General features: G+C 47.2%; 17 protein-coding genes. 13 read left to right on the forward strand and 4 right to left on the reverse strand.

Going from position 1 to position 23,157, the window contains the following annotated elements; genetic code table 11:
* Positions 1–8: 8 nt before the first annotated feature.
* Both FS373_RS26890 and FS373_RS26895 read left to right on the forward strand, forming a co-directional pair.
* On the forward strand, positions 9–1,073 hold the full coding sequence (locus tag FS373_RS26890; RefSeq protein ID WP_144048150.1) for an HlyD family secretion protein: 1,065 nt from the start codon (positions 9–11) through the stop codon (positions 1,071–1,073).
* A 212-nt stretch (positions 1,074–1,285) separates the two neighbouring features.
* Positions 1,286–1,732 (forward strand): hypothetical protein, encoded by a 447-nt coding sequence (locus FS373_RS26895; protein ID WP_152830988.1) that lies wholly within the window; start codon positions 1,286–1,288, stop codon positions 1,730–1,732.
* An 8-nt stretch (positions 1,733–1,740) separates the two neighbouring features.
* Here FS373_RS26895 and FS373_RS26900 read toward each other — a convergent pair whose 3' ends face one another.
* Positions 1,741–3,618 carry an alkaline phosphatase D family protein gene (locus FS373_RS26900; protein WP_152830989.1) on the reverse strand — a complete coding sequence of 626 codons (1,878 nt, stop codon included), beginning with the start codon at positions 3,616–3,618 and terminating at the stop codon, positions 1,741–1,743.
* A gap of 168 nt (positions 3,619–3,786) precedes the next feature.
* Between FS373_RS26900 and FS373_RS26905 the strand changes: the two genes are divergently transcribed.
* From FS373_RS26905 to FS373_RS26925, 5 genes are all read left to right on the forward strand, one after another.
* Positions 3,787–6,744, forward strand: a complete 2,958-nt coding sequence (locus FS373_RS26905) for an alkaline phosphatase family protein (protein ID WP_152830990.1) — start codon at positions 3,787–3,789, stop codon at positions 6,742–6,744.
* A gap of 256 nt (positions 6,745–7,000) precedes the next feature.
* Positions 7,001–7,921: a dTDP-4-dehydrorhamnose reductase family protein gene (locus FS373_RS26910; RefSeq protein WP_152830991.1), complete on the forward strand. Its 921-nt coding sequence runs from the start codon at positions 7,001–7,003 to the stop codon at positions 7,919–7,921.
* 59 nt (positions 7,922–7,980) lie between these two features.
* Positions 7,981–9,231, forward strand: coding sequence for a sensor histidine kinase (locus tag FS373_RS26915; protein ID WP_152830992.1), 1,251 nt, complete (start codon positions 7,981–7,983; stop codon positions 9,229–9,231).
* 46 nt (positions 9,232–9,277) lie between these two features.
* Complete coding sequence (locus tag FS373_RS26920; RefSeq protein ID WP_144049120.1) at positions 9,278–9,808, forward strand: response regulator transcription factor; 531 nt, start codon at positions 9,278–9,280, stop codon at positions 9,806–9,808.
* Positions 9,809–9,924: 116 nt separating this feature from the next.
* The gene (locus tag FS373_RS26925) at positions 9,925–10,902 is read left to right on the forward strand and encodes a sensor domain-containing diguanylate cyclase (protein WP_152830993.1); all 978 of its coding nucleotides are present in this window, start codon (positions 9,925–9,927) and stop codon (positions 10,900–10,902) included.
* A gap of 182 nt (positions 10,903–11,084) precedes the next feature.
* Here the strand turns inward: FS373_RS26925 and FS373_RS26930 are convergent, their stop codons facing one another.
* Positions 11,085–13,142, reverse strand: a complete 2,058-nt coding sequence (locus tag FS373_RS26930; protein WP_144048144.1) for a TonB-dependent receptor — start codon at positions 13,140–13,142, stop codon at positions 11,085–11,087.
* A gap of 168 nt (positions 13,143–13,310) precedes the next feature.
* Positions 13,311–14,228 carry a LysR family transcriptional regulator gene (locus tag FS373_RS26935; RefSeq protein WP_144048143.1) on the reverse strand — a complete coding sequence of 306 codons (918 nt, stop codon included), beginning with the start codon at positions 14,226–14,228 and terminating at the stop codon, positions 13,311–13,313.
* 139 nt (positions 14,229–14,367) lie between these two features.
* On the opposite strand from FS373_RS26935, the gene FS373_RS26940 reads away from it, so the two are divergent.
* The gene (locus FS373_RS26940; RefSeq protein WP_144048142.1) at positions 14,368–15,468 is read left to right on the forward strand and encodes an alkene reductase; all 1,101 of its coding nucleotides are present in this window, start codon (positions 14,368–14,370) and stop codon (positions 15,466–15,468) included.
* Here FS373_RS26940 and FS373_RS26945 read toward each other — a convergent pair.
* Positions 15,465–16,073, reverse strand: coding sequence for a response regulator transcription factor (locus FS373_RS26945; RefSeq protein WP_152830994.1), 609 nt, complete (start codon positions 16,071–16,073; stop codon positions 15,465–15,467). The genes FS373_RS26940 and FS373_RS26945 overlap by 4 nt on opposite strands.
* A gap of 197 nt (positions 16,074–16,270) precedes the next feature.
* Here FS373_RS26945 and FS373_RS26950 point away from each other — a divergent pair, with 197 nt between their 5' ends.
* The 5 genes from FS373_RS26950 to nrfD all read left to right on the forward strand — a co-directional run bounded on the left by FS373_RS26950 (position 16,271) and on the right by nrfD (position 22,768).
* Positions 16,271–18,088 (forward strand): sensor histidine kinase, encoded by a 1,818-nt coding sequence (locus FS373_RS26950; protein WP_152830995.1) that lies wholly within the window; start codon positions 16,271–16,273, stop codon positions 18,086–18,088.
* Between the two features lie 267 nt (positions 18,089–18,355).
* Positions 18,356–18,643 (forward strand): hypothetical protein, encoded by a 288-nt coding sequence (locus tag FS373_RS26955; protein WP_144048138.1) that lies wholly within the window; start codon positions 18,356–18,358, stop codon positions 18,641–18,643.
* A 306-nt stretch (positions 18,644–18,949) separates the two neighbouring features.
* Positions 18,950–21,232, forward strand: coding sequence for a thiosulfate reductase PhsA (gene phsA / locus FS373_RS26960; RefSeq protein WP_144048137.1), 2,283 nt, complete (start codon positions 18,950–18,952; stop codon positions 21,230–21,232).
* Positions 21,233–21,245: 13 nt separating this feature from the next.
* Positions 21,246–21,818, forward strand: a complete 573-nt coding sequence (locus tag FS373_RS26965; protein ID WP_152830996.1) for a 4Fe-4S dicluster domain-containing protein — start codon at positions 21,246–21,248, stop codon at positions 21,816–21,818.
* Complete coding sequence (nrfD, locus tag FS373_RS26970; protein WP_144048135.1) at positions 21,815–22,768, forward strand: NrfD/PsrC family molybdoenzyme membrane anchor subunit; 954 nt, start codon at positions 21,815–21,817, stop codon at positions 22,766–22,768. Before FS373_RS26965 ends, nrfD begins: the two co-directional genes overlap by 4 nt.
* The last annotated feature ends 389 nt before the right edge of the window (positions 22,769–23,157 follow it).

Consider the following 23,157-nt stretch of genomic DNA (forward strand, 5'->3'; position numbering starts at 1 on the left):
ATATTGAGATGAAAGTAAACTACCAAGCGACACCTAAAGCTGAAAAACCCGATGTGGATAATGGCGTCGAGGTTAAGTATTCGGGGGCTAAACGGGGCGGCTTTAAATTTAGATGGTACTTGCTGCTGTTTCTGGTGATATCTCCTGTGCTCTTGGTGAGCTGGATATTGGCAAAGCCGTATATATTCGTACTCGCTCCGGGAATTATCACCGCCGAGCCATTGGAGATGAGGGCGCCCAGTAAAGGAATGGTACAAAGTGTGGCAGACCAGGTGACACCTGAAGTTGAGAAAGGCAGTGATTTACTGGTGATAGCAGATCCGGAATTAGATGCCCAAGTGGCAGAGCTTACACGGCAGTTATTCGAAATAGAAGGAAAAGCATCCTTCGATGGTGAGCCTGTGTTGCTAAGACTACGCAGACGTATAGAAGTGGCTCAGGATGGGGTAAAACGCCAAGATGAATTACTTGTCACCTATAAAAATTTTCAGAAGCGAGGAGTCGTGCCAACCTCTGATATGGCCATGGTTATGCAAGCCAATACGGCGTCTAAAATGGCATTAGAACAAGCTAAGGTCGACCTGTTACATGAGCTTGAACGACAACATATCCAGGCTATCGCTGGCGTGGTCACTCAAACCCGCAACCAACTTAAGTCCCAACTTGCCAGGCTAAAGTCGAAACAATCGGGGATGAAGATAATGGCTCCGTTTACCGGGAGGATAGAAGACATTTTGGTACAGGTTGGTGAACAGGTAGATGAGAACCAGCCCCTGTTGTGGCTAACGGGTAGAGATAAGCCTGTGGTAGTGGCTTATCTGGATCCTAAGTATCTCGAATACGTAGATATTGGCCAACAGGCAACAATTAAGCTGCCAAACGGGCAAAATATCAGGGGTATGATTGAAGAACCTACTGAGCTGGTGACTAAGATACCTAAGCAACTTTCTGGCCCCTTCGATGGTGAGAAGGCTGCATTAAAAGTGACGCTCACTTTAGATGAAACTTTGCCTTTTGCGGTTGAGGGGGTACCTGTTTCGGTCAGTTTCGATTATAAATGGCCATTCCAGTAATTGCATAAGATATTCAATCGTTGTTTTTTGTATCGATTCACTCTATGCTGGATTTGTTACGTGAAGGTTATTGTATAAGGGAGTGGCTAGGGAGTGACACTAAGATTATGTTCCCAATAAATATATAGCCTCAGTATGCGGTTGAGGTTTAGACCTCTGCCTGTCGCTCTTGTTTAGTGGTATGTAAGCAAAAACTAGAAAGGATAATAATAATGACTAAATCGACCCTGATCTCAATCACATTAGTCGCAGCCGCCGTTGTGGCTGCAATAGGTTACCAAAGCTTCAGTTCTGAGCCTGAATCAGCTGAGGCGACTTCTCCTCAAGATGTAACAAGATCTCCTGTTGCACAACAAGCTAAGCCAGTAGCGCCAGTTTCTATGAGTGCGCCAAAGGCAGTGACTCAAGCTTCAATGACGGCGCAATCAGCAGCTGAGAAAGAGAGCGGGTCCGACGCGACAGATTTTGTGGCGAGTCCTGATACTGCACCTTCAGCAATTAATGACCCTAGCTATCCTCCACGTCAAGCCCCGAACGCAACCCGGGCCCCGAGATCGGCACCCAATGCCAACCCTGAGTATGCCCATCACCCAAGACCTGGCACCGAGCAGCCTGTCTCTGCACCTGTGAGCATGCCGTCTCAGGCTCCAGTTAAATAAGCCGATAGCTAGTCTTTTCTTGGTGCGTCGAAATGGGTTTCACTCATGTCGGCATGCAGTACGCCTATCTTAGTCGGCGCGCCATTCTTAGCTAAATTTAGTAAGCCTATGCCACTCTGATTCATCAAGCGCTTACTGCGTTCGCCATTGGGGCGTCTGCCACGAATAGACATGCGCTTACGCTTAGTCAAAAAGTTGAGCGGTGAGAAGTGGCCGTATAGCCAGCCATTGAGCTTGTCGAAGATAGGGATTAACTTTTCCGGAAACTGGTTCTTAAGGCCACTGCAGGTGATCTGGTAAATTTGGGGGCTAGCCTTTCTGAAGCGAATGCGAATGTCATAGGCAAATGAGTAATGTACGTCGCCAGACAGGATGACGAATTGCTCCGGTGTTTTCCTGTGCTGAAAAATACTTAGTAGGGTATTAGCAGTCCCCGGATGAGCCATCCAGTTTTCGGCATCGACCAGTAGAGAACCACCCAGCATAGTCGCTGTACGCTGTATCGTCTCGATAAGCTTCACTCCGAACATGGGCGCCGCCGAGACTATGATGACATTGTTCTGACCAACCAACTCATGTTGGAACTCCATCAAGGCTTCCCAGTCCATTAATCCAGACGGCTTAGCCAGATTTGATTCACTGCGCCAGCGATGGGTCCGTGTGTCTAACACCACTATTTTCGGCGAAGTATTTAAGCTGTAATGCCAGTGGTCAAACTTGAGAAGTTTATCGATCAATAGATCGTGCTTGTCTGTATCGGGCTTAGAGAAAAAAGCATCGATTAGCGGGGTTATCTCAGTTTTAAACTTCTGCGGTGCATTACCTAATCCCTGAAACAGGGCATAGCCGATAAGTGCGTTGCCTATAATGCGTTTAGAGAAGGGGTGGCCGTAGGCGGCTTCCTCCCACTTGGCAGTGAGGTTCCAATCATCGGTTACGTCGTGATCATCGAAGATCATATAGGTCGGCAGATGTGCCATTAAGCGTCTGACCTGATGCAGTCCGGCCTTAAATTCCAGTAGATGCAGCCACTCTTTTTCCCAGCGAAGCTTATTTAGAGCAGACAGACCCGCGACCTCTTTAGGAATATCGATCTGCTCCCAAAGCTCGGGAGACCATGTCAGTAGATAAAGCGCCATGATCTCACCCAGAGAAATCAGATGATTCTCGGCTAACGATGAGGTGAAGATAGGATGATTGATATACCAGCGCCTAAGGGCCGTTTTCGCCTGATATTGGGTCTTCGGCAACAGGTTTTTATGTCGCTGATACAGGGCTGCTGGATGATAACTGATATCAGAGCTTTCGCTGAGGGCTGCACCAGAGAACTGCTCTTGGGGTAATCCTAATAGTTGAATCACTTGGCCTATGGCATAGATCATGGGTCCGGCAATGTCATCGACATAGACCTGATCGCCGCTAAGCATCAAGAGCGACGGCCTGGCTTCAACACTGAGATCTTGGCTTAGTCTGGTATCGGCAGCGACTAAGGCATCACCGCTATGATGATGGGGGTTACGACAGGAGCCGTGCAGCATGTTATCTATCTCAGGCTTGATAACAAACTTAGGGGTGATCTTATTCGCATAGTTAAGCTGGGCGATTTTTTCAAACAGTGCGCCATGTTGGCTATCTTCAAGTCTGTATTCAATTGCCGAATTTACCGCTAGCAGTTCGTTCTGATTAACCTGGATTAGATATTGCCAGGCACGTTTACCGAGCCGAATTTCATGACGCTGTTCATTCCCTAGAATTAACTTCTTCTCGCCTAGATGCAAGGTCAGCTCATTCATAGGTGCCGAGCTGACGAACCACAGGGTGAAATTATCTTGGTCGCAATGGCGAAGTGTTGGACCTGCAAGGACTAAGGGGAGTTCAGCGGGCATATTCAGTATGGATCCCAGACGCAATTTATGAGTTCACAGATTAAACAAAAGCCATGGATTTGCAAAATATTAATCGTCTTTTTCTTAACGATCGTAACCAAGATTTGAGTTGTCGATGAAGTATGTAATCATTGCACGCTCTGGGATTCTTGTGGTTATGATCTGTATATGGATATTTGTGCTAAATCTTATTGGCGTGGGCTAGGTAAATGGGCGCTTGTTTCTGTGTCTTTGTTAAGTTCCTCTGCTTGGGCCGATATCGGTGATACCCCTGTTATAGGCGGTGTATTTAATGCCAGTGAGATAATGAGAGATCAGATTGTATCTTCACTCAGCTATTCTACTAAGTTGACGCGAGATATAGCCCTGTTCACTATTGGCGGCGTGTCACTCGATGCTTATATTTTAACGCTTCCTCTGGATAAAAAAGTCAAAGCTAGGGTAATAGCCCAACTTAGCGATCCTAGCTATGCGATTCCTCTTGGTCATTTCCTCTATAGTTTTTACGACAGATATACCGGCCTGAGTAGCGAAGATGAATTTAAACAGCATTTGGCTAGTGTCTATGGTGCAGATCAGCTTAAAAAGTTCGAGCACAGTCTCTACCATTTTGCTGCCTCGCCGACAAAAAATAAGACTGCCGATAGAGTAAAGGAGGAAAGCTCCTCTTCGGCTGACCAAAGCCTAACTAAACAAGAATCGGCTAAGCAGGGCAATACCCAAGCCCAAGGTATAAAAGCCGACCGTCAGTTTATCGCATCTATGGTGACCATATATGATGCCCTGGTCGATATCGGTATGTGGCAGGATACGGATGCTGTGCCTGCTAAATATACCTATCTCACTCGGAGTGCTGCCGATTTACACTTAGTCGATAAGATACAGCCCATTATCATAGAGATCATGTCCCAGGCTGTGGCTGGCATGGATGAAGGTGAGATGCAAAGCTCGGTACTCGCCATCATAGAAGATGATAAGCCGCAGAATAGGGGCAAGGTTAATAATAAGGCTCAGGCTCTAACCATCACTCTGATTGATTTTGTGCGGTTAAATGTTCTTAAGGCTTATCGTCAGTTTGTGTTTAAAAAGGAGCGTGAGCAGGCATTAAATGCCTGGATGCAAGATACCTTCGATGATAACAGTGATGTCTTGATTGGCTTTTTAGAATCACAGCAGCAGCGTCGATACTCGGTGCAGGTGACGGTCGATGGCCTGCAACAAAGTTTGGTAGAAGGCCTGGTGGATCAATCTAAGCCATTTATTCACCGTGCGTATCAGATGCATCTACAGGGAGCCGATGTTAAGCCTAAGGGAGAGGCGACTAAGCAGCCTGAACATGAGCAGCAGGTTAAGTTTATGGCCGTGCTTGCCGAGGGTGAATATCGCGATCAACATTATCTACCCTTCTTCAAACGCCTGTATCGGGAGCATCCTAGGTCTATTACTCAGGTAGGTATCTCTTCTACGCCGACAATCAGTGTGCGAAACCTGCCGATCATCAAGACCGGGGCCAAGGTCTCCGGCGAGGGAGGTACGGGGATCCCCAATTTCCATTTCGTCGATCGCCAGCAAGATCGGGCCTATTACTTCTTTGGCAACGATGCCCTGCAACTGGATCGCCTCATGGAGAGTCATGGGGTGAGAACCATGTTCGATCGTTTAGCTTATCTGATCACGCTCAACTGTAACGGCCAATATGATTGGAATGCACATACCAGCTACGATGGCTTAGTCAATCTAGGTTTCGGTGAGGCCCAGCGTGATTATGGCGAGAAGCGCTGTATTAGGGAGTTGCAGGAGCGGGCTAAGGTCGAGGTGAAACTAAGGGAGTTTCGAGCCGAGATAATTGAGGATATTCGCGGTTATCAAGGTATCTTCTTCCTTGATGTGTTCACTAAATTAACCAAGAAGTGGAAGATTGAGCAGGCCATCTCGAAGCTTGCCAAACTCGATGGTCTAGGAATGCCGGATCATACCTTGATCTATAACCCCTGGCCTGATCACTTCGCTCATTTCACCGGGCCTTTCAGTGACGAGATTATCATGCCAACCGGGGAGCTAAATCGACTGGATTTCTGGTTAGGTCAGACAGAACAGGTCTATAAAGATGCGGGGATTTACGATCAAACCTTGTGGGGGATGGCAGGAGATCATGGACTTACTCCGGTTTTTTATGCGTTGAATCCCGAGAGGCAAGTATTTGATAATTTGTCTAGGAAACTGGGTTATCCCCTCCTGGTAAAGAAGATCTCTTCCGATGAGGGTGAAGGACCGAAAATCACCAATGCCCTTAATTACGCGAGTAACAAAGGCTTAGATGTGGTTGTGGCTTCTACTGCTGGCGGCAACATGATGATGGACTTCTTCAACGCTAAATCTGGCTGGGAAATTCAACCTGTTTATAACGATTTGACCCACTGGCTGCCCATTAATGCCGCCAAAGTAACGGATACTTTGGATATAGTTACAGAGACGGCAAACAGCCTGTCTGAGTCTCTGGATTATATGGTGCTGAGGGAGCGTCAATGTAATTCGGCTGGCTGCCAGGTGCGTTTAGTTGGCCATCGCGATGGTGTTCGGCTCGATGAGCTGGTGGAGCGTAGGGGAGATAAGCTGCTCTATATTAGCTTAACGGGCAAGCCAGCTAGATTACTGGATACTCAGAAGTTAAATTCGTATCGACAAACTCCCTCTCAAGCTGATATTGAGCACTTTTCTGAGTTAATTAACTTATGTATCACTCAGGCGAAAGCCGATGATGTGAATTCATGGTGCACAGTTGAGCAGTGGCGCGACTTGACTCGTTTCACTCCTCGCCCCGACTCGGTGAATCAGATTGCCAGGTTATACGATGAAGATCATGCTGGTACGATTAACCTGTTTCCCAAGGCTGGCATAGGCTACAACACTAAGGTGCCCGGTCGTCATGCCGGAGAGGACTTCTCTGAGAAGGATGCTTTCATCGGCTTCTGGGGTACTCCCATAGGGCCCAATGTCAGCACGCTCAAGATAGAGGAGAATGGCTCGCTGGCGCCGACCTTGTATGAATACCTGACCGGAGAGCAGGTGATACCGGGAGAGAATGGCTGGGGTTATAAGTCATTATTAAATAAGTTAGACATTTAACATTAATCTCGGTTAAACCTTTGTGAGAGCGGCTGGGGTTATAAGTCACAATTAAACTAAATAAGCTAGATATTCAACATTAATCTCGGTTAAACCTTTGTGAGAGAGGCTGGGGTTATAAGTCACAATTAAACTGAATAAGTTAGACATTCAACATTAATCTTAATTAAGCCTTGGTGTAAATCCATGTGCTTCCTACTTGAAAATCATTACACTGAGCCAATCTGTAAAATACAACGATAGGTATGGGGATAAGATGGCTAAAATCATGATAACTGGCGCGACAGGTTTGTTGGGACGGGCGGTAAAGGCTCAGATTGAGTCAAGCCAAGTTCATCAAGTTATCGCCACCGGTTTTAGCCGGGTTCAAGCTGGTATATACAAGTTAGATCTTACCCAGTCTGAAAGAGTCGATGAGTTTATTGGCCATCATCAACCCGATGTGATTGTGCACTGCGCCGCAGAGCGTCGCCCGGATGTTTCTGAGCAAGATCCAGAAGCGGCACTGGCCTTGAACTTAGGGGCGACAAAGGCATTGGCCGAGTCGGCAAGAAAGCATGGCACTTGGGTCATCTATATTTCTACCGATTATGTGTTCGATGGTACAGCGCCAAATTATGCAGAGTCCGATAAGCCAAATCCGGTCAACTTCTACGGTGAATCTAAATGGCTGGGTGAGCAAGCATTGCTGGAAACCTCTAAGGGCTTTGCCGTACTGAGACTGCCTATTCTTTATGGGCAGGTTGAGAAGGTATCGGAATCCGCCATCTTGATATTGCTTAATCAGTTAATGGATAAGCAGACTCAAGAGGTAGATCATTGGGCGGTGCGCAGTCCCACTTCGACACAAGATATTGCCCTAGCTATCGAGAAGATGATCGAGTTAAACATTTCTAAGTTTGACCTGTCTGGTATCTATCATTTCAGCGGCAAAGAGACCATGAGTAAGTACCAGATGTTATTGGCCATAGGTGAGGTCTTGGGTCTGGATGTTAATCATCTGGTGCCAGTGAGTGAGCCTGCCGATAGTGCAAAACGTCCTAAAGATTGCAGCTTACATTGTGACAGGCTGGCTCTACTGGGAATAAGTTCACAAGTTGATTTCAAGTCTGGTGTCTTCGATGCCTTGAAGGCGTCCACTGCTGCGCTATCGGCTATTGGTTTGAATCTAGATTAATGATTTTTCTATGAAGTCTTCAAATAGTGATACTCAATCACTGCCATCTAAGGTGCGTTATGCCTAAGAGCCTAGTGCCGCATATCAAAGCTTCGGATCAGTTAGCCTTCCTGCGTATCTTAGGTTTCGTGCTTAAGCTAGGCTTGACCTTTTTTGCTGCCGAGACCTTTGGTTTGTCTATCTTCAGTCCGGCGTTGAATTATGCCTTGCTGTTAGAGGCCGCTTATCTGACGGTCACGTTCGCGATCAGGCAACCCCTGATGTCGAAGGACTCTGGGTTATTTGTCGCTTTGCTGCTCGATACAGCCTTCTGGATCACTTGGCTTTATTTCTCCGGCGGTGCCACTAACGCTTTTATCTCACTTTTGTTGCTCCCCATTGCCATAGCTGCGGTGATCTTGCCTCGTTGGGCTCCTTGGACGCTGACCTTCATCTCGACACTTGCCTATAGCTTGATGTTATATGCTGTGCCGGAGAGTCAGATGCAGCACCATGGCATGGACATGAGTTCTCACTATTTAGGCATGTGGTTTAACTTCGTTATTTCATCTTTAGTGCTGACGACAAGTGTGGCCTTTATTGCTAAGCGTATGCGAAAGCAGGATGCGGAACTGGCTTATATGAGAGAGGCTCAGCTTAGGCAAGAGAGACTGTTAGCACTAGGTACTGCCTCTGCCCAGATGGCTCATCAGCTAGCGACTCCCTTATCCAGCTTACGTTTACTGGTGGACGAGGTCTCGGAAGAGCTTGGCGCAGACAACCAAGCCGTAGAAGAGATGGAGGCCGCGCTGTTTAGATGCGAACGAACCTTAACCGATCTGCGGCTGGCTACGGAATCCATCAGAGAGCAAAAACAAGTTGAAGCTCAGGTGAGCGACCTGGTTGCCATGCTTAGACAGCAACTGACATTGTTGATGCCTCAACTTAAACTTGAGTTACTTGTCGATGCCGAAGTTCAAGATTCTCATATTCAAACTGATACCAGCCTGTTGCCCGCGCTTTTATCCTTGGTAGAAAATGCCTCTCGAGCCAGCGAAGAAAAAACAACAGAGCAAAGAGTTAGCATCGAGTTTGCGCTTGAGCCGCACAGCTTAAACCTAAGGATCAGAGTTCGAGACTACGGCGACGGGATCCCAAAAGGCTTAATGTCTCAATTGGGTCATAAGTTAATTGAGAGTCCTTCAGGTATGGGCATGGCCTTAATGTTAAGCCATGCCAGCTTCGAGCGGCTAGGGGGAACCTTGATTTTAGGTTCTCATCAAGAGGGTGGAGCAGTGGCAGAAGTCATACTGCCGGTAATCGGGTCGTAATTAATGCTGAATCAGAGTCGAATTTTGTGGGGCTTAAGTGGTTGAAATTAACAAGCTATTAATCATTGAAGATGATTTGGCCTTTGCAGGTGTGCTGGCCAGACGACTCTCTCGTCATGGGTTCGAGTGTCAGCAAGCCCATGATGCGACTCAGGGATTGCTGCTGGCCAGACAGTTTCAACCTAGCCATATTCTGCTAGATATGAAACTTGCCGAAGATAATGGTTTGGTTTTGATCGAGCCTTTAAGGCTGTATCTACCTAATGTACTTATGGTGTTACTCACTGGGTATGCCAGTATTGCCACAGCCGTCGAGGCCATTCGTATGGGCGCAGACAATTACCTGTCAAAACCCGTCGATACGCAGACCTTGCTTAATGCGCTTAACGCGACACCCGTGGTTATGGCGATTTCGGCTATTGATGAAGAGCCTCTCAACCCCAAGCGGCTGGAGTGGGAGCATATTCAGCAGGTGCTCAATGCCAACAAGGGCAATGTTTCCGCTACAGCCCGGCAGTTGGGGATGCATAGACGTACTTTACAACGAAAATTATTGAAAAAACCGGTATCGGTTTAAACGGGTTAGTCTGTTTTTTATTCGTATCAGTAAATCCACTGATTTCTTCTAGGATTATAGCGTGTTTCGCTGTAGCTTTATCTTAATGACAGCTTGTATATAGAGGGTCGCATAAGATGACTCATAGTTCAGTATTCGAAACCGATAAGTTCCTACTCGACAACCCAAACGATCTTATCTCTATCGAAAAATGGCAAAAAACGGTTAACTTACTGGCCAAGCTTTTCGATGCGCCGGCTGGTTTCTTGGTGCAACATACTTCTGCTGGTTTTCAGGTGGCCATTGCCAGTGAGCAAGCATCTAACCCTTATCCTGCTGGCGTGGTGATAGAGCCTGAGGTGAATATTTTCTGCCGCAAGATAGTCGAGACTGGCGAAGAGCTATACGTCTCTAATGCCCAGATAGATCCCGGCTGGGACACCAATCCTGAAGTATATAAGGATGGTTTCACGTCCTATCTTGGGGTGCCGGTCTTTTGGCCTAATGGTAAAGTGTTTGGCACCTTCTGCGTGATGGATTTTAAGCAGACCGATTATCAAGAGACTTATCTTGAGCTTATTCGCCATCTGAAAGATATTCTCGAGGCGGATCTGTCCATGCTAGGCCTGTATGAACAGATGCAGAAGCTGGCCATCACAGACCCTCTGTGCGGCATCAATAATCGGCGAGGATTTTCTGTGTTAGCCGAGCAAAGGATCAGGCTGGCACAGCGTACTCAAGGTCGCTTAGGCTTGCTCTATATCGATGTAGATGACTTTAAATCCATCAATGACCGCTACGGTCATAATGTCGGTGATGACGTGCTGCAACATTTGGCTAGTACGCTAGAGGAATGTGTAAGGCATACAGATGTGATTGGCAGGATGGGGGGCGATGAGTTTGTTGCTCTGGTGGTTATGGAACAAGACGATGATCTACATAAGATAGAGCAGCGGATAATAAAAGGAATCGTAGCCGGAGCCGCGAATGTAGGCTTGCCTGAGTATGCCGTTTCCATCGGTCATGTGGAAATGGGTTTACAACTAGACCTGATGTCTATGCTCGATAGTGCCGATAAAGAGATGTTGATCCGTAAACAACAAAAGACTCAATGAAGGCTTAGTAATCATGTCTGGCAGTATTTGATGTTTGTACTTGTGTTTGAAAATAAAAAATCCCCGAGGATATGTCGCTGTAAAACGAGAATCGCTCGGGGAGGGAAAGTGCAGTGGAAACCCCTAAAATAAACAAAGCTTATAGAGCTTAGGAACTAGGCCTAAGCTCCCTAATTTAAAGCTTAAAACCTGTATTCTCCCGTCAACCAAGCGTTCATGCCTGTGCCTGGCATACGTTCGCCCGCCATTAAATCACCACCCATAACCCGGTTATAACCGGCTAAGTGATCTTCATATTCAGTATCGAACAGGTTATTTACCCCAGCCTTGACCATCCAGCTGTCTGCATCATAGGCAAGAGACAGATTCATCAGGCCATAACCCGCAGTGGTTTCTTCAAATTGTGTCTCTGATACCTTGTTCTGAGCGCTGACGCCCTGGCCTTCGACTCTTGCTAGCCAGTTACCATTTTGGTAATTCAATCCCAGAATGACCTTAGGCGGGGAGATACGATAGAGGTTATCGTCGATATCACGGCGCTCGCCACTGACATAACTGGCATTCATATCCAGACTCCAGCTGTCGCCAAGTTGGTAAGTCGCAGTGAGGTCCATGCCAAACAGCTGGGCATCGACATTGGCAAACTGCATTGGATTGTCATCTCCCATCATCTGCGCCGCCATGATCACTGCCGGATCTGTTGCAGCAACACCTTGAATATAATCGTCGATACGGTGTAAGAAGACACGTGGGCTGAAGCTGAAGTCGCCACTGGCGTAATCTGCGCCCACTTCGATTTGATAGGCCGTTTCTAAATCCAGATCCATCTGGCCGACATAGGTGCGGCCGTCGGCCAAGCCGCCGGTTGATTGCATCGGCACCCAGAGGTATCTCTGTTGGTAGCTGGCGCTGGCTTGTTTACGGGCCAAGCCTAAGATCCAGCTCAGCTCACTGTTCACTTGATAGCGACCGTTAAGAACCAGATCGACACCTGTTTGAGATTGAGAGCGGTCGGCATTGTTATATCTGTCCATCAATATCTTAATCGCTGGCATGCTACCCGCCATTGAGTGCTCAACTTCATCGGCATCTGTGCTGTAGTGCTTAATCCGCGCACCCAATTGCCAATTCCACTGGCCGATATCTTGCTGCCACTGAGCAAAGGCACTGTAGGTATCATCCTTCACACCATTGAAGTTATCGACATGGAACATGGCCATAGTCGGGTCGGTGATCACTGAATTATGCTCACTAAGCTGAGTATCGATACCGAATAGCCAGGCGTCTTTACCTATAGATATTTGGCCGTCGAAGCTGGTGCTATCGGCGCTGTTGTATCTGGCATTCATGGTCGGCATCTTCATGCGCTGGCTGAAGTTATCCATGCCATGTGTTGCATCGCTGTAGGCTAAGTGCCAGTTCAGCTCCCAGTTTGAGATATCGTGTACGCCTTCAAGCTTGACCCTGTCACTACGGATAAAATCGATATCCATAGGCAGAGCCGGAGTGCCTGCTTCGCTGGTTTCAACGTGCTGGTAGCCTATGGCAATAGATTCATCATCTGAGCCCGATGCTCCTAAGTTAAAGCGGTACTGACCGCCAAACATCTGCTTGTCGTATGTCGTTGGCGAGATCTCGCTGCCATTGCCTGAGATGGTGTTGTCATTGCCTTTAAGTATGTCGCCATAAACCAGTAGGGCATGATCTTGGTTACCGATATTGGCCTTAGCACCTAAATGACCGCGTTGGCCATTATCTTGATATTGCGCCGCGACTTTACCACTGACTTCATTGAAACTGGCTTGAGACTCTATGACCTTGACACTGCCGCCTATGGTGTTGGTACCAGCTGACACAGGCGCTATGCCTCGCGTCATCTCAAGGCGTTCACTGTTGACTAAGCTGGCATAACTTAGCGGAGTATCCATGGCATTAGGGCCGGCGCTGGCTAAGGTAACACCATTGACTTGGGTATTGACCCTGTCGCCATAGAGCCCGCGATACTGGGCTATGCCCGTTAGCGGGCCATTGCCATTGACGGCGGCGCCGGGTAGTTTTTCCAGTAGGCCGCTAATATCGGCCTTAGGCGATGTTGCATCGGCCACAACCGAACTGTAACTGCCTTGGTGATGGCCGGTGACTTCGATAACTTCGAAGTCACCGTCATCGGCGAAAGCCTGAGAAGAGGAGAATATAGCTGAAAAGATCGAGAGTGAGATAAATGATAAGCGCAAGGTCATAGTATTCGTCTTAGTGTATAGAGTATGTAGTTTTATGTGACCATCTTGGTTCGCGGCGGATTGTGCCTGTCAAGTTAGCGACTGACAAAGGCTAATAGCCAAACTGCGACAAGCTGTCGCAGGGGGAGTTAAATAAGTGGCAGGTTTAAAGGCGTATAAAGATAGGGACTAGTTAGTTAACAGGGGGTAGGTGCGGGAAAATGCATCAATGCGTTCGATGATAAAGTCTATGGTTTTACGAATTTTCAATCTTGGATAATCGGTCTGCAGATACACCAGTTGAAGTGGGATTGCCTCGGCCAGCTGATCGGGAAAGAGTAATACCAGTCTGCCCTGATGCACATCCATGGCAACATCCAACCAACTCTTATAGGCAATGCCTTCACCGGCTAATGCCCAGTCACGAATGACGGCGCCATCATTACTGCTCTTATTGCCTCTGACATGAGCCTCATAGCTTTCTCCCTTATGGCTGAATCGCCACTTATTCCAAGGTTCACCACCTCGATTGAGGATCAATATTTTATGTTGATTGAGTTCATTCGGGTGTTTGGGTATTCCGCTCTTGGCGAGGTAATCCGGGGAGGCTATGGCGACCCTATGGGTCATGGCTAGCTGACGGCGTTTAAGGTTTGAGTCTTCAAGTTGTCCATATCTAAGCGCCAGATGCAGGTTCTGGTTGATGAGATCTGACATATGATCGCCAAAGAAGAGGGTGAGGGTCAGATCAGGAGCCTGATTGGCAAAATCATCCAGCCAGCCACGGATGAGATTCCGCCCTAGATCTGAGGGCAAGGCGATACGTATCTCTCCTTTTAGCTCCCCTCGGTTATCCGCCAAGGCCGCATTTGCACCTTCCAGTAACTCTAGGGCTTGACGGCCTGTCTCGATAAATACTTGTCCTTCCTGGGTTAGTTTCATCGAGCGGGTAGAGCGGGAGAATAGCTGACAATCGATCTGCTTCTCCAGTCGTTGCAGTGCTGCGCTGGCCGCTGCGGGCGTCATGCCTAGCTCGCGACCGGCTGCCGAGATGCTGTGAAGATCGGCAATTCTGATGGCTAGATGAAGATCTTTGAGGTGATACATATCAAATATTTTTTGAAAATGATTTTAATAATAGCCTAATTATCAAAAAATGATACGGGTTATATACTGGGCCTAAGTTTTTCAGGTTGAGAGTTTCTCCCTGAAATCTGCCCACTTTTACTCAGCATAAGGTTTTATCATGAAGCTATTTACTCCCTACTCAAATGGTCGGTTCGATTTGGGAAATCGTATGGTGATGGCACCTATGACGCGCTCGAGGACCACTCAGCCTGGCAATATACCCAATGAGATGATGGCTGAATATTATGCCCAGCGAGCTTCGGCTGGCTTAATCATCACAGAGGCAACTCAGATCTCTGATGATAGCCAGGGCTATTCATTCACGCCTGGAGTCTATACCCATGAACAGATCCAAGGTTGGCGCAAGGTTACTTCTGCGGTGCATCAGGCGGGAGGTACCATTTTCAATCAACTATGGCATGTGGGTCGGGTGTCTCATCCTGTTTTTCAGCAGGGACTGGCACCGATAGCCCCATCGGCGATTAAGCCAACGGATACTCAGGTCTGGATTGTCGATGAAGCCCATCCTCAAGGACAGATGATCGATTGTCAGACCCCTAGAGAGATGACTCAATCAGATATAGATAGGGTTGTTAATGACTTTGCCGATAGCGCGGCTAAGGCCATAGATGCAGGCTTCGACGGGGTAGAGATTCACGCTGGAAATGGTTATCTCATCGATCAGTTTTTACGAACCAACTCTAACAAGAGAGCAGATGAATATGGTGGTTCGCCCTTAAAGCGTATTCAGTTTTTACTGGATATTGTTCGCGCCGTCAGTGCAAAGATCGGCTCTGACAAAGTGGGTGTTAGATTGGCCCCGTTTGTGACCTTTAAAGATATGGGTTGCCCGGAAATTGTAGAAACCATTTTATTGGCAGCAGAGTCCCTAGGTCAGCAGGGGATTGCTTATGTACATCTTTCTGAAGCGGACTGGGACGATGCACCACAGATCCCTGAGAGCTTTCGTATCAAGCTAAGACAAGTTTTCAATGGCACTATTATTGTGGCGGGCCGTTATGATGTTGAGCGTGCCAGCGCAGTAATTGAAAAAGGTTATGCCGACCTTATTGCATTTGGCCGTTCATTTATCGCCAATCCAGACTTGCCTTACCGTTTGTCTAACCAACTGCCGTTGGCTGATTTCGATAAGGGCCCTCTGTTTGGCGGCGGCGCAGAAGGTTATATCGATTATCCCGAATATCAAGTGAATGCTTAAAGTGGAGGAGCTTGCTGAGTCGCATTTACCAGCTCGGCAATGTTGTGCACCGCAAGCTTCTTCATCATCTTAGCGCGATGTACTTCTATGGTACGTAAGGATAAAAATAGCTTTTCTGAGATCTGCTTGTTGGTTTTTCCTTGAGTCAGTAAGTACAGCACTTGGTGCTCTCTTGGGGAGAGCGTCATCATTTTTTGCTTCAGAGCTTGTTCGTTGAAGGTACGCTGGCTGTAGGTAAATGCTTTATTGATGGCCTCGGCTAAGGCTGTACCTGGTACGGGTTTCTGAAAAAAATCACAAGCTCCCTTGCGAAATGCATCCACGGCCATGGGCATGTCACCATGCCCAGTGAGAAAAATGATTCCCAGTGGACTGTCTACTTCTAGTAATTTTCTTTGTACTTCCTGCCCGGTAATTTCAGGCATTCGGCTATCAAGAATAACGCAGCCTGCTTGTTCCAGCTCGACCTCTTTAAGAAATTGAGTGCCGCTGCTAAACCCCGTTACCTTGTAATTGAACTGGCAAAGCATAAAGCTCAGGGAATCTAAGATCGCAGTATCGTCATCTACTAGGTAAATTGGAAGAGAGAGATTATTTTGCGTCATCACTAGGAGCCTGATTCTCTATTGTGAGGATAGGCTTTAGGTTAGCCCTATGACGTGCTTGTCTCAATTGTTCCATGCCAGTTTAGGAGGGAGATCACTAAAACACGTTTTAAGCTGTGAATATTTGAGTCCGCATCTCATTAATCCTTATGGCTTTGGATTATCTTTGCTGGAGAATCACTGTTGGACTCTTATAAATGCTCCTGTCGATCCGTTTTGCTATTTTTTGTCTCTCCCTTGTTTGTTTTTCCATTGCTGCTCAAGAGGAAGTGCCGCCCACTCATGCAGGGGAGTATATAGAGGTTTTTAAGGTAGGTGTGCTCGCTAATCATGGCGTGCAGAAAGGGGTGGAGCGTTGGCTGGAGACCATGGATTATTTAAGTGAACAGGTTTCTGGCACTCGCTTCGAGGTCGTGCCCGTCGACTTTGATGAGATGAGTCGTCAGTTACTGAGTCATGAGATCCAATTTATCGTGACCAATCCAGGTCAATACCTGAACCTTAGTGGACACTTTCCGCTTTCATGGCTGGCGACGATGAAGAGTGTCAAGCATCAACAAACCACTTTTGCTATCGGCTCAACCATTATTGTGCGAGCCGATAGTCAGATATATACCCTCAAAGATCTGCAAGGCAAGCACATAGTTGCCAGCGATCCTCAAGCCTTGGGAGGATATCAGGCGGCTATTGGCCTATTTCATAAAATGGGCTACCCCCCCGAAAGTTTTTTTGGCTCTATGCGTTTCTTAGGGTTTCCTTTAGAGCCCATCGTTTATCAGGTCAGGGACAGAACCGTTGATGCTGCAATCACACCATTTTGTACTCTCGAAGAGATGATTGATGAGGGCATGGTTAATAAGGCTGACTTCAGGGTGATCCACCCGACTAAACCTGAGGGCTGTGATTGTCTTGTGAGTACTCAGTTATATCCTAATTGGTCTTTTGCTTCTGCCGATACGGTTTCGCCGAAGATCACCCAAGAGATTGCTCAGGCGCTCTATGATCTTCCCGCAGACCATATCGCAGCCATTACGGCAAAAAACTCAGGTTGGACGGCGCCAATTAGCCAGTTCAAAGTGATACAGCTATTTAAAGAGTTGCAACTAAAGCTGCCACCTCCACCGTTACATGAAACAGTTTTGAAGTGGATGGAGCGTAACAAGGAGTGGGGGATTTCCCTATTACTGCTGTTTATCGTGTCTACCATCTATCACCTTTGGCTCGAGTATAAATTCAGAGAGAAGAGTGAATACCTGGTAGAGACCGAGCGACAGTTAAAAGATAAAGCCTTACAAGTGGAGCGCATGCAAAGTGCCGCTATTTTGGGTGAGATTGGCTCGGGTCTCGCCCATGAACTTAATCAGCCAATAGCGGCAATCACTCAGTATAGTGAAGGCGGAATGATGTGGCTGAACAGTAGAGGCGATGGGGACTCTGAGCTCTATGAATTACTGGCTAAGGTAAATGCTCAGTCTATTCGAGCTGGCGCCGTGGTGCACAGAATGAGAAGCCTGTTGAAGCGGCGTAAGACTCATGCCGAAGCCCTTAATTTAATTGACGTAGTTAATAACTCCTTGGTTCTTTTTCGGCGTGAATTTGATAGCCAGAGTATGACGCTAACTCAGGAAACATCTGGCTCAGTGTACCCGATTAAAGGTGATGAGGTGGGACTAAGCCAGGTTTTAGTCAATGTTATCAAGAACAGCCTAGATGCAATGAGTGATATAAACAGAGTGGATAAACAGATCTGTGTTCTACTCGACTTTGAGGAAACTAAAATTAGCCTGCGAGTGATAGATAATGGTCCGGGCTTACAAGGTGAAGCAAGTGAACTGATGGCATCATTCTGCTCCACTAAAGATGATGGACTAGGCCTAGGACTCGCCATCTGTAAAGATGTTATCAATCAACATAAAGGTGAGTTTACAATAGAAAATAATAGTCGGCATAAGGGGTCGCCATGGGAGCAAGGTTGCGTAGTGACCATCATGCTACCCAGAGAAATAAAGGAATAAATATGGGTTTGAAACGGAGCTTTTCTAAGGGGCGACTTTTAGTTGTACTGTTAATATTAGTGTTTTTAGCTGGCTACGGGTTAGCAAGTTTTCAAGGGAAAAGGCTGCAAATAACTAAGGAGTTAGATAGCTTTCACAGGGAGATATTAATCGCTTTTCGTTTGCTCGACCAGTACAGCGGCCAGTGTGATGTTCAGAAACATATCAATTTTTCAGATTATATTGCCCATGCAAATGACAAGTATGCTTTAGTGCTTAATAAGGCGAATGGCTTTCCTTATTACCTTGACTCATCAAGTTTTAGTTCAAGAGGTAGAAGCTAAGGCCCTGGCTCAAAGGGTTGCACAAACCATGCTAACTGACGGGTTTGTTGTTGCCGGTGAGGTGAGTGATTTTAATATTGATAATGGTACGACTTATATCGTGCTCGGTATGGATGAGGATGGTTGGGCTGGGGTGTCGGTCGCGATGGCTGAGATACGTCCCTTGGTGGTGTTGAATCTGCTACAGTATTCTGAAATAAACAAGGTTCATTTTGGCCGTAAGTCGGAATAACATGGCTAAATACAGATAGATAAAGGGGCCATGTGGTCCCTTCATAATATGCTAGTTCTCTATTTTCATACTCTAAAAGTTTCTGCTCGTGCTTCCCCACAAGAATCTGCCCGACGATAACTCACACTTTCTTACTTGCTTCGCCAAATACACCTGCGTCGGATCTCATTCATTCCGCCTATGTGGTTTACCACAATACCCTTACTTCTATTATGGATTAATAATGGTCCTAAGCCCCGGGTAAAGAGGGGATAAATACTGTGATTAGTGAGTGTTTCATCTGCAGAGCAGGTGAAGGAGAAAACCATGATTAAGCTTGATAGGCGTAATTTTATTAAGGGAGCTGGGGCGGGAGGTGCATCCTGTGCCTTGGCGACTATGCTGCCAGGAACTTTGGCTGCTCTGGAAAGTGCACCACTTAAAGGAGTTGGCAAAGAGGTCGCGAGTATCTGTGAGATGTGCTCGACTCGTTGTCCTATTTCGGCGCGAGTCGTTAACGGTAAGAATGTTTTTATTACAGGTAACAAGGCGGCTAAACCTTTCGGTGGAAAGGTGTGTGCCAGAGGCGGCGCAGGCCATAGCTTACTCTATGATCCTCAGCGTATCGTTAGCCCTCTCAAACGTGTTGGTGAGCGCGGCGAAGGAAAATGGGCCGAGATAAGCTGGGATGAAGCCTATCAGACCATAGCTAAAAAATTGAATGAAATTAAGCGTGATCATGGTGCGGAGTCCGTTGCTTTTTCATCAAAATCGGGCTCACTGTCGGGTCACCTGTTCCACTTAGGTAAAGCTTTCGGCTCGCCTAATCATTTTACTCACGCTTCCACCTGTCCCGGTGGCTATGTTGTCGCGGCTAAAGCCATGTTCGGCACTAAGGTTAAGCGAGACTTGGGTAACTCTAAATATATTATCAACTTCGGCCATAACCTCTATGAAGGGATCAATATGTCCGAAACTCGCGCCATGATGGATGCGCAGATGGAGAAGGGCACCAAATTAGTGGTTTTTGAGCCTCGTTTCTCAATCGTTGCCGATAAGGCCGATGAGTGGTTTGCGATTAAGCCCGGTACCGATGTCAGTGTAGCCTTAGCCCTGTGTCATGTATTGATTGAAGATGGCCTTTATGACAAGGAGTTTATCGAGCGTTATGTTGAAGGCTTCGATGAATTTGCTAAAGAGGTTAAGGCGTACACGCCCGAGTGGGCCGCAGCCATTAGTGATGTCCCCGCCGCCGACATTCGCCGTATCGCCCATGAATATGCCTCCCATGCGCCCCATGCTGTGGTCGATTTTGGTCACCGAGCCACCTTTACTACCGAAGAATTCGATATGCGCCGCGCCTTGTTTGCCGCTAATGTATTGATCGGCAACATCGAGCGAAAAGGCGGTTTATATCTGGGGAAAAAAGCTAAAACCTATAATAAGTTTGCCGGTGAAACGGTTGCTCCAATTTTGGGAAAACCTGGTGTAGAGGGCATGCCAAAGCCAACGGCTAAGCGTATCGATCAGGTTGATGAGCAATACGCCATGATGTGGTCATCGGGTGGAATATATCAGACGATTTTGGATGCCACATTAGAGGCTAAACCCTACCAGTTAAAAGCTTGGGTGATGAGCCGTACTAACCCGATGCAGACCATGACAGATAGAGCGCGTGTAGTTGAAACCCTAAAGAAACTCGACTTGGTGGTGTGCTGTGATGTCTATATCAGTGAGACTGCCGCATACGCCGACATTATCCTTCCCGAATCGACCTACCTTGAACGCGACGAGGAGATAGCCGATAAGTCTGGCAAGAACCCTGCTTACTATGTGCGTCAACGTGTGGTTGAGACCATAGGTCAGACTAAGCCGAGCTGGCAGATTTTCAAAGAGCTTGGTGAACAGATGGGGCTAGGTCAGTTCTTCCCCTGGCAGAGCATGGAAACCTTGCAAATGTTGCAGCTTAATCGTGACACCAGCGAGCTTAGGCGTATCAAAGAGCAAGGTTATGTGAGTTACGGTAAGCCATTAATGCTCAGAGAGCCTGAGATGGTCAGCGCCTTTGCCCAAACCTATAGCAATGCTAAGCCGGTGGATGAAGATGGCACCTATGGCAGTCAACTTAAGTTCAAGACTCCAAGCGGTAAGATTGAGCTGAGCTCGAAAAAAGTTGAGGGCATGGCACCTGGTCGTGGTGTGATCAAATACCGTGAGGTGGATCTTAAGCAAGACGACGAGCTCTACTTTATTCAAGGCAAGGTGGCCATTCATACCAATGGCGCAACCCACAATGTTCCTATGCTGGCGAACTTGATGTCCGATAACGCCATTTGGGTGCACCCGCTAACGGCAGGAAAGCTGGGGATCAGTGCTGGTGATGCGATACGTATCACCAGTAGCGTTGGTAGCGAAGAGGGGACGGCCTTAGTCACTCCCGGTATTCGTCAAGATACGGTATTTGCTTACATGGGCTTTGGTTCTAAAAATAAAGAGCTGGTACGCGCAACAGGTAAAGGGGTGCATTGCGGTAACTTGTTACCACATAAGACAGCCCCGGTTTGTGGCATGAATATTCACACCACTGGCGTCAAGCTTGCGAAGATTTAGTAGGAGTAAAAAAATGTCTAAGCGACTCATAATGATACATGACGAAAATAAGTGTATCGGCTGCCAGGCTTGTAACATAGCTTGTCGCAGTGAAAATGGCACCCCAGATGAGGTGACCCGACTTCAAGTCAGAGTAGAGGGGCCATTTGGTGATGCGCCCAATCTACACTTCAAGTACAACCGTGTCTCTTGTCAGCAGTGTGAAGATGCACCTTGCGTCAGGGTCTGCCCGACGGGTGCGGCCTATGTTGGCGAAGACGGCCTAGTCTCAATCAAGGCCGAAAAATGCGTTGGCTGTATGTACTGTGTTGCAGCTTGCCCTTACAAGGTTCGTTTTATGAACCCGGAGACTAAAGTCGCCGATAAGTGCAACTTCTGTAAGGAGACCCGCCTCGCTAAAGGTGAGCTACCTGCCTGTGTGACAGCTTGTCCAACCGATGCCTTGATCTTCGGCGATGCCAACGATCCTAGCAGCGAAGTTGTCAAAATACTTAACACTAAACCTAGCTACCAAGATAAGACACACCTTGGCACAAAACCGAGACTCTATCGTATTCCGACTAAGAGAGGGGGGATCCAGTCATGAACAATATCTGGGGCGATATGGCGCAATATGATCCGGTTACCTGGAATTGGATCATCGCAATTTATCTGTTTATGGCAGGCTTATCTGCCGGCAGTATCTTAATTGGTATTGGACTGCGCTGGTATCGCAGTGAAGACGATAGAAAAAGTACCAAAGAGAGCGCTATTTTAAAGGCGGCCGCAATCATCAGTCCGATTGCGATCAGTTTAGGTTTAGCCTGTCTGGTATTCGATTTGACCAAACCGTTTCATTTTTGGTTGATCTTGATTAACTACAACTTCGAGTCGGTGATGGCGTTGGGCGTGCTAGCCCTGTTAGCTTACTCACCCTTGGGTATTGCATATGCCTTAATTGTGCTGCGTGATGAGCTACCTAGGTGGAAATTGGGTTTCCTACTGCCAGTGGCTCAGGTGCTAATGCCATTTAGAAAGGCGATTGAGGTATTGTTGTTTATCTTAGCTATCGGAGTCGGCGCTTATACTGGTTTCCTTATCTCGGCAATGAACGCTTATCCCATGCTTAACACGGCCGTACTGCCTGCACTCTTCCTGGTTTCTGGTCTGTCAGCGGGGGCTGCAGCCAACTTAGTTGTGGCACTGCTGATGTTCAATGTCGATAGTCACGATAAAGAGCTCAGTAAGATGCATAGATTAGAGCTACCAGTGATGGCAATCGAGATGATGTTCCTGTTTATGCTGTTTTGCGCGCTCTACTTCAAAGGTGGCGCAGCAGCACTAGCGTTAGCATCGCTCACAACTGGTGTGTGGGCTAGTGTGTTTTGGATAGGCGTGGTAGGTATTGGCTTTGGTATTCCCCTGCTATCGATGCTGATGCCAGCATCTAGCCGCCACACCAAAACTGCAATGATTATGGTGGCCTGTAGTGGCTTGACTGGCGTGTTGGCACTAAGACATTTTATTATCTACGCAGGACAAAGTTACATCTATTAGGTGGGCGCTAATGTGCCGCTTATGGTGTTAGTTCATTGTTAGCTTATAGCTTGATGATGGACATCGAAGCCCAGATGTAATGTCTGGGCTTTTTTGTTCGTTGGGCTATAGGCATTGGAGGGTGATGTTTGAAGTGATAATTCATTGTTATCTAGACATAATGACTCCCACTAGGTGCTAGCCTCCAAGCTTTGGTCTCTTTTTATATTTTCTAGATCTACAATACTTCTATGTTGGTAAGCATATGTTTGTATGTCTTGATTGACATGCCTAAATGTACATATCTGATATTTTTATGAGTCATCGGAACTCGACGATAAGAAGCGTCAGAGCTGATAAAATTTGTCCGTTTCCCTTTATTTGAGAAAGCAAATAGCTGTCCCTTAATG

The organism is Shewanella sp. YLB-07 (genome assembly GCF_009377275.1).

Coding starts and splice junctions, on each gene's coding strand:
- FS373_RS26900 (WP_152830989.1), bottom strand. CDS start 3,618: ATGCCCGCTGAACTCCCCTTAGTCCTTGCAGGTCCAACACTTCGCCAT.
- nrfD (WP_144048135.1), top strand. CDS start 21,815: ATGAACAATATCTGGGGCGATATGGCGCAATATGATCCGGTTACCTGG.
- FS373_RS26945 (WP_152830994.1), bottom strand. CDS start 16,073: ATGACGCAAAATAATCTCTCTCTTCCAATTTACCTAGTAGATGACGAT.
- FS373_RS26965 (WP_152830996.1), top strand. CDS start 21,246: ATGTCTAAGCGACTCATAATGATACATGACGAAAATAAGTGTATCGGC.
- FS373_RS26935 (WP_144048143.1), bottom strand. CDS start 14,228: ATGTATCACCTCAAAGATCTTCATCTAGCCATCAGAATTGCCGATCTT.
- FS373_RS26910 (WP_152830991.1), top strand. CDS start 7,001: ATGGCTAAAATCATGATAACTGGCGCGACAGGTTTGTTGGGACGGGCG.
- FS373_RS26905 (WP_152830990.1), top strand. CDS start 3,787: ATGGATATTTGTGCTAAATCTTATTGGCGTGGGCTAGGTAAATGGGCG.
- FS373_RS26895 (WP_152830988.1), top strand. CDS start 1,286: ATGACTAAATCGACCCTGATCTCAATCACATTAGTCGCAGCCGCCGTT.
- FS373_RS26915 (WP_152830992.1), top strand. CDS start 7,981: ATGCCTAAGAGCCTAGTGCCGCATATCAAAGCTTCGGATCAGTTAGCC.
- FS373_RS26930 (WP_144048144.1), bottom strand. CDS start 13,142: ATGACCTTGCGCTTATCATTTATCTCACTCTCGATCTTTTCAGCTATA.
- FS373_RS26940 (WP_144048142.1), top strand. CDS start 14,368: ATGAAGCTATTTACTCCCTACTCAAATGGTCGGTTCGATTTGGGAAAT.
- FS373_RS26955 (WP_144048138.1), top strand. CDS start 18,356: ATGGCTTTCCTTATTACCTTGACTCATCAAGTTTTAGTTCAAGAGGTA.
- FS373_RS26890 (WP_144048150.1), top strand. CDS start 9: ATGAAAGTAAACTACCAAGCGACACCTAAAGCTGAAAAACCCGATGTG.
- phsA (WP_144048137.1), top strand. CDS start 18,950: ATGATTAAGCTTGATAGGCGTAATTTTATTAAGGGAGCTGGGGCGGGA.
- FS373_RS26950 (WP_152830995.1), top strand. CDS start 16,271: ATGCTCCTGTCGATCCGTTTTGCTATTTTTTGTCTCTCCCTTGTTTGT.
- FS373_RS26925 (WP_152830993.1), top strand. CDS start 9,925: ATGACTCATAGTTCAGTATTCGAAACCGATAAGTTCCTACTCGACAAC.